This window comes from Curtobacterium sp. MMLR14_010, from assembly GCF_001865015.1.
Taxonomy (GTDB): Bacteria; Actinomycetota; Actinomycetes; order Actinomycetales; family Microbacteriaceae; genus Curtobacterium.
The window spans coordinates 52441-58934 of the sequence record NZ_MJGV01000025.1 but is presented as its reverse complement, the minus strand read 5'-3'; the positions used below and the strand labels follow the sequence as shown (position 1 = coordinate 58934).

The window sequence follows — 6494 nt, the reverse complement described above, 5'->3', positions numbered from 1 at the left end:
GCACCGCGCCTCCCGTCCGTCTGCGGCCGGCCGGGCCGCCGGCTACGCGACCGCGTCCGCCGGCTCGGCCTCGCGGCGCTGCACGCGCTGCCCCACCACGGCGGAGACACCGTCCTGGCGCATCGACACCCCGTACAGCGCGTCGGCGATCTCCATCGTGCGCTTCTGGTGCGTGATCACGATGAGCTGCGACGTGTCGCGGAGCCGCTCGAACACGGTGAGCAACCGCCCGAGGTTCGCGTCGTCGAGCGCCGCCTCGACCTCGTCCATGATGTAGAACGGCGACGGCCTGGCGGTGAAGATCGCCACGAGGAGCGCCACCGCTGCCAGGGACCGCTCGCCGCCGGACAGCAGCGTCAGCCGGTCGATCTTCTTGCCGGCGGGCTTGACCTGCACCTCGATGCCCGTCGCGAGCATGTCCGTGGGGTCCGTCAGCGTGATCGACCCCGAGCCGCCCGGGAACAGGATCGGGAACACGACGTCGAAGGCGTCCTTCGTGTCGTTGAACGCCGACTCGAAGATCGTCTGCATCTTCGCGTCCAGCTCCTCGATGATCGTCATCAGGTCCGTGCGGGTCTTCTGCAGGTCCTCGAGCTGGTCGGTCAGGAAGGCGTGCCGCTGCTCGAGCGCCTGGAACTCCTCGAGCGCGAGCGGGTTGACCCGCCCGAGCTGCCCGAGGTCGCGTTCGGCCGCGGCCAGTCGGCGCTCCTGCTCCGCACGGACGTAGGGCACCGTCTCGACGTCGGCGGGGTCGATCTCGTCCGAGGCGTCGAACTCGGGCAGCGCCGGACCACCGGGGAGCGTGGACTCGGCGGGCAGGAGGTCGGCGGCGTCCGCGTCGGAGCTGTCCGCGTCATCAGGGGCGCCGGCCGCAGCCGCAGCCGCCCGCTCGGCGTCCCGGTGCCGTCGCGCCAGCACCCGGGGGTCGATGAGCACGTCGACGGGCACCGGCACGTGCGGCCCGTACTCGGTGACCAGGACGGACTCCACCAGGCCGAGTTCGCTGAGCGCCCGGTCCACCACGCCCGACACGTGCAGCTTCTTCTCGTAGATCTCCATCTCGAGCGAGTGCACCCCGTCGGTGATCCGCTGCAGCCGGTCGCGGAGCTCGCGTTCCTCGGTGCGGATCGTCTGCAGCTCGGTGTTCCGCTTCGCGCGCTCGGCTTCCTCGGTCGCCAGGCGCACCCGGGCCTCGGCCAGCGAGCGGTCCACGGCACCGAGCACCTCGGGCAGGTCGGCGAGCACGCGCTCGGCGGTGGCCATCTGCCCGCGTCGGATCACGGCGAGCCGTGCGGCCTCGGCTGCGGCGGCCCGTTCGGACGCGAGCTGCCGGTCGAGCTGGTCGGCGCGCGTCCGCTCGGACCGGGCCCGTTCGCGCACCGTCTCGACCTGGATGCGCTGTTCGATCTCCGCGGCACGGGCGGCCTCGAGCGCGTCGAGCAGCCCCTGCCGCTCCGATGCGTCGACCCGTGGTCGTGGCTGCGCGGCGTGCTCCTGCTGCGCGCGTTCGGCGTCCGCGAGGACCTGCTCCGCAGCCTCCACCGCGCCGTCGGTCTCCGCCAGGGCGGCCCGCAGGCGCTCGACCTCGGCCCCGGCGTTCTCCGCGCGTGCCCGGACCGACGCGCTGGTGCGGTCGTACTCGGCCACCGCCGCGGCGTGCGCACGGCTCGCCCGGTCGGCGTCGTCGAGCTGGCGGCGCGCGTCCTCGACGGCACTGCGTGCGGCCTGGAGGCTCGTGGCCACGTCCTCGGCGTCCGTCGCGACCGCGTCACGCCGGACCACCGCGTCGTCGCGTTCGGCCGCGAGCTCGATGCGGGACGTGGTGCGCGCGCCGCCTCCGGTGACGCGGACCGCGCGGAGCAGGTCACCCGACCGCGTCACGACCGTCGCCTGCGGGGCGGCGGTGAGCACGGCCTCCAGGTCGACGTCGTCGGAGACCGCGACCAGCGTGTCGGCGAGGATCGCGGTGAGGGCCGGCGGGCCGGTGACCAGGTCGAGGGCCGGACGGACGCCGTCGGGGACCGGGCCGGCGGACGGCGTGCCGGAGGCGTCGGCGACGACGACGTCGATGCGGCCGATGTCCTCGGCCCTGGCGTGGGTGACGGCGTCGAGCGCAGCGGATCGGTCCTCGGCGAGGACCGCGTCGGCGAGGCCGTCGAGGGCGGCCGCGATCGCTGCCTCGGAGCCGGGCGTGACGCTGAGGCGGTCGGCCAGGCGGCCGACGATGCCGGCACGACCGGCGTCGATGAGGGCCTGGGAGCCGTCGCGGACGTCGATCGACATCGCGAGGGCGGCGACGCGGGCCTCGAGGGCGTCACGCTCACGTTCGAGCCCGTGCAGCCGGTCGCGGAGGGCGTCGCGGTCGGTCTGCGCCTGTTCCAGGCGGGTCCCGGCGGCGTCGAGCGCGGCCTGCAGGGCGTCCGGGTCGGCGTCGGCCGAGGGGTCGGTGCCGACCTCGGCCAGCGCGGCCTCGGCGGTGCTGGCGCGCTCGGCGGCCTCGGCGAGGGCGCGTTCCCGGCGCTCGCGGTCGGCCACAGCGGACCCGCGCTCCGCCCGGGCGACGTCGACCGCGCTCGCGAGGCGCTGCGCGGTCAGGTCGTGCTGCGTGACGAGGGCCGCCTGCGCGGCGATCCGCTCGTCGAGGGCGTCGAGCGTGGCCCTGGCGGCACGGACGGTCTCGGCGGTCGCGACCATCCCGCCGGCCATTGCGGCGGCCTGGGCGTCGAGCCTGGTGGCCTCGGCGCGGACCCCGTCGACCTGCTCCGGCGTGATCGTCGGGCCCTGCTGCGGTGCGTCAGCCTGCTGCGCGAGGAGCATCAGCCGCTGGTTCGCGAGGCTCGACAGCCCGCGGAGCCGCTCCTGCACGCTCTCGAGCCGGTGCACGACCGTGCGGGCGCGGTCCACGTCGTCGCCGACCATGCTCTGCTCGACCTGCTGCTGCCGTGTGCGGGTCTGGTCGAGGCGTTCGGACAGGACGATGCGCTCGGACTTCCGGCCGGCCTCGACCTCCTGGTGCTCGTGCAGCTCTTGGCGCAGGCGCACGACGTCGTCCGCGAGGATGCGGGCCTTGGCGTCGCGGGCGACGGCGGCGACGGACTGGGCCTTGCGGGCGACCTCGGCCTGACGACCCAGGGGCTTCAGCTGGCGGCGGATCTCCCCCGCCAGGTCGGACAGGCGCGTCAGGTTCGTCTGCATCGCGGTGAGCTTGCGGAGGGTCTTCTCCTTGCGGCGGCGGTGCTTCAGGATCCCGGCGGCCTCCTCGATGAAGCCGCGCCGGTCCTCCGGGGTGGCGCGCAGGACCTTGTCGAGCTGGCCCTGCCCGACGATCACGTGCATCTCGCGGCCGAGGCCGGTGTCGCTCAGGAGCTCCTGGACGTCGAGGAGCCGGCAGTTCTCGCCGTTGATGGCGTACTCGCTGCCGCCGTTGCGGAACAGCGTGCGGGAGATCGTGACCTCGGTGTAGTCGATCGGCAGCAGGCCGTCGGTGTTGTCGATCGTGAGCAGCACCTGTGCGCGACCGAGCGGACCCCGGCTCGAGGTGCCGGCGAAGATGACGTCCTCCATCGTGCCGCCGCGGAGGGTCTTCGCCCCCTGCTCCCCCATCACCCAGGCGAGGGCGTCGACGACGTTGGACTTGCCGGAGCCGTTCGGACCGACGATGCACGTGACGCCGGGCTCGAACGCGAAGGTCGTCGGCTGCGCGAAGGACTTGAACCCCTTGATGGTCAGGCTCTTCAAGTACATGCGGTCTCCGGGCTCCCTCGTTGCCGGAAGGCTAACGCCTGGTGGCCCGCGGACGCGGTTGGCACACGGGGCAACGGTGGCTGGACCGGTTCATGAAGGCCTCGCGCACGATCGGGGTGCCGCAGCGGGGGCACGGCTTGCCCTGCTGGCCGTAGACCGCGAGGCGCTGGGAGAAGTACCCGGACTGCCCGTTCACGTTGACGTACTGGGCGTCGAAGCTCGTGCCGCCGTCCTCGAGCGCACGGCCGAGCACCGCGCGGACCTCGGCGAGGAGCAGGCGCAGGTCGGCCCGGGTCAGGCGCTCTGCGGGACGGTCGTAGTGGAGCTTCGCGCCCCACAGCGACTCGTCGGCGTAGATGTTCCCGATGCCGCTCACGACGCCCTGGTCGAGCAGGACGCGCTTGATGCCGCTCGCCCGCTTGCGCGCCATCGCGATGAAGCGGTCGTCGTCGAACGCGGGGTCGAGCGGGTCACGGGCGATGTGCGACACCTGGTTGGGGATGCTCCGCCGCCAGGACGCGTCCGGGTGCTCGTCGTCGACGTGCCCGCCGAACCCAGCCGGGGCGCCGTCGATCGTGGGGACCATGGTGTCGATCGCCATCGAGCCGAACGTGCGCTGGTCGACGAACTCGAGCTCGACCGGGGGTTCCGGCGTGCCGGCGCGGTCGGTGCCGGCGGGCTGGACGTCGAGCAGGATCCGGCGGTGCTTGGCGGCCGGGCGGTCGCCGCGGCCGAGGAGGATCTGGCCGCTCATGCCGAGGTGGGCGACGAGGGCCTCGGGGCGCGCGTTGGTGGTCGCTCCGTGGGCCGGTCCTGGTTCGAGCGGCATCCAGAGGAACTTGCCCCGCCGGACCGCGGCGGCGATGGTCCGGCCGGTCAGCCGGTGGGCGAAGTCCTCGCCGGGGCCGTCGTGCCGGGTGAGTGCCCGCTCGTCGAGGACCTGCACGGCGAGGACACGGGCACCACTGACCGCGGGTTCGAGGCCGGCGCGGACGACCTCGACCTCGGGGAGCTCTGGCACCTGGTCAGGCTCCGCGGGTGCTGGACTGGCGCGTGCTGGCCGTGCTGGCCGTGGTGGTCGCCGCTGGGTCGACGGTACCGGGCGCTGCCGTCTCGTCGCCGCGCCCGGACAGCCGCGTCCAGGCTTCCAGTGCCGCGGACATCTCGGCGGTCTTCTTGCTCGACCCGGAACCGGTGGCGATGTCCTCGCCCTGCAGCACGACCGTCGCGTGGAAGGTCTTGTCGTGGTCGGGTCCCTCTTCGGTGACCCGGTAGGCCGGGTTGCCGAGCGTCAGGGACGCCGCGAGCTCCTGCAGGCTGGTCTTCGGGTCCATCGCCGCACCGAAGCGGTCCGGGTCGATGAGCAGCGGGTCGACGAGCCGCAGCACGAGCTCGGTCGCGGGGTCCGGCCCGGCGGAGAGGTACGTCGCGCCGATGACGGCCTCGACGGTGTCCGCGAGGATCGAGGACTTGTCGCGGCCGCCGGTCTGTTCCTCGCCCTTGCCGAGCCGGAGCCAGGCGCCGAGGCCGTTCAGCCGGGCGATCTCCGCGAGCGCGACCGTCGACACCAGGCTGGCGCGGCGCTTGGCCAGGTCGCCTTCGTCGAGGTCGGGGAAGTCGCGGAAGAGCTTGACGGTGACGGCCTGCCCGAGGATGGAGTCGCCGAGGAACTCGAGGCGCTCGTTGTGTCGGATGCCGCCGTGCTCGTACGCGTACGAGCGGTGGGTGAGGGCGAGCTCGAGCAGGTCGAGGTCGACGTCCACCCCGAGGAGTGCACGCAGACGAACGACGTCCGACCCCACCGGGTTGGACCCCGCGGAGCCGGACGTCGCTGTCATGCGTTCAGTCCGGATCAGACGTCGGCGACCTTGCGGCCCTTGTACTCCATGTACAGGGGCGTGCCGGCCGAGTCCTCGACGACCTTCGCGCGGTGCGGGAGGCTGTAGGTGACCTGACCGTTCTCGATCGTCTTCACGAGCTGGACCGGTGCGGCCTTCCACTGCGAACGACGGGCGTGCGTGTTGGAACGTGACTGCTTGCGCTTCGGAACGGCCATGGTGGTTCTCTTTCGGTTGGTCGGTGGTCAGTCGGTGGGGGTGCGGTCACTCAGCCGTGTCGGCTTCGGTCCGCGCCGCGCCATCGGTGGCATCGGGGGCGGTGGTGGTGCTGTGCGTCGTGCTGCTGTCGTCGAACCGGAGCCCGTCCAGCGCGGCCCAACGGGGATCCGTGGGCCCGGAAGCGGGACGGTCACCGAGGTCTGCCAGGCGTTCGCCCGTCACCGGGTCGAGGCCTGGGCAGTCCGGTCGGCAGACCGGCTGGAACGGCAGTGACAGCACCACTGCGTCTCGAACGACCGGTTCACAATCCACGTGGTCTTCGTGAACATGGAAGTCGAAATCCTCCGAGGGATCATACGCGAACAGCTCGGCGAAATCGACCTCGACGGGTTCGGAGATGTCGATGAGGCAGCGCGAGCACTGTCCGGTGGCTTCGGCGGACGCGTGCCCGGAGACGAGCACGCCCTCGTGGAGGCCTTCGAGACGGAGCTCGATGTGCATCTCGTCGCCCTGACGGACGGCGACGACGCCGGCTCCGAGGTCCTCCGGAACGACGAGGTCGAGCGTGTGCTCGCGCATCTCGCCCGGTCGGTGCGCGAGGTCACGCACGCGCAGGGCGTAGGGGCTGTTCACGGGGGAAGACACGATCGACCATCCTAGCGCGGGACCGCTCCCACGTCGAGGAGCGGCGTG

General features: G+C 72.7%; 5 protein-coding genes. All 5 read right to left on the bottom strand.

The annotated features are described in order from the left end of the window. Nucleotides 1–42: 42 nt before the first annotated feature. From BIU98_RS05715 to BIU98_RS05695, 5 genes are read right to left on the bottom strand one after another with little or no spacing between them, the layout of a single operon-like run. A complete protein-coding gene (locus tag BIU98_RS05715) occupies nucleotides 43–3744 on the bottom strand; it encodes a chromosome segregation SMC family protein (protein ID WP_071273053.1) in 3702 nt (1233 codons plus the stop codon). Between the two features lie 31 nt (nucleotides 3745–3775). Further along, nucleotides 3776–4765, bottom strand: a complete 990-nt coding sequence (gene mutM / locus BIU98_RS05710) for a bifunctional DNA-formamidopyrimidine glycosylase/DNA-(apurinic or apyrimidinic site) lyase (protein ID WP_071273050.1) — start codon at nucleotides 4763–4765, stop codon at nucleotides 3776–3778. Between the two features lie 4 nt (nucleotides 4766–4769). Continuing rightward, nucleotides 4770–5582: a ribonuclease III gene (gene rnc, locus BIU98_RS05705; protein WP_083393010.1), complete on the bottom strand. Its 813-nt coding sequence runs from the start codon at nucleotides 5580–5582 to the stop codon at nucleotides 4770–4772. A 14-nt stretch (nucleotides 5583–5596) separates the two neighbouring features. Continuing rightward, the gene (gene rpmF / locus BIU98_RS05700) at nucleotides 5597–5800 is read right to left on the bottom strand and encodes a 50S ribosomal protein L32 (RefSeq protein ID WP_071273047.1); all 204 of its coding nucleotides are present in this window, start codon (nucleotides 5798–5800) and stop codon (nucleotides 5597–5599) included. A 46-nt stretch (nucleotides 5801–5846) separates the two neighbouring features. After that, nucleotides 5847–6410, bottom strand: a complete 564-nt coding sequence (locus BIU98_RS05695) for a DUF177 domain-containing protein (protein WP_368073037.1) — start codon at nucleotides 6408–6410, stop codon at nucleotides 5847–5849. Nucleotides 6411–6494 lie beyond the last annotated feature (84 nt).

What these genes read in the sequence shown, in the direction of transcription:
- BIU98_RS05715 (WP_071273053.1), bottom strand. Translation starts at nt 3,744, where the DNA reads ATGTACTTGAAGAGCCTGACCATCAAGGGGTTCAAGTCCTTCGCGCAG.
- rnc (WP_083393010.1), bottom strand. Translation starts at nt 5,582, where the DNA reads ATGACAGCGACGTCCGGCTCCGCGGGGTCCAACCCGGTGGGGTCGGAC.
- rpmF (WP_071273047.1), bottom strand. Translation starts at nt 5,800, where the DNA reads ATGGCCGTTCCGAAGCGCAAGCAGTCACGTTCCAACACGCACGCCCGT.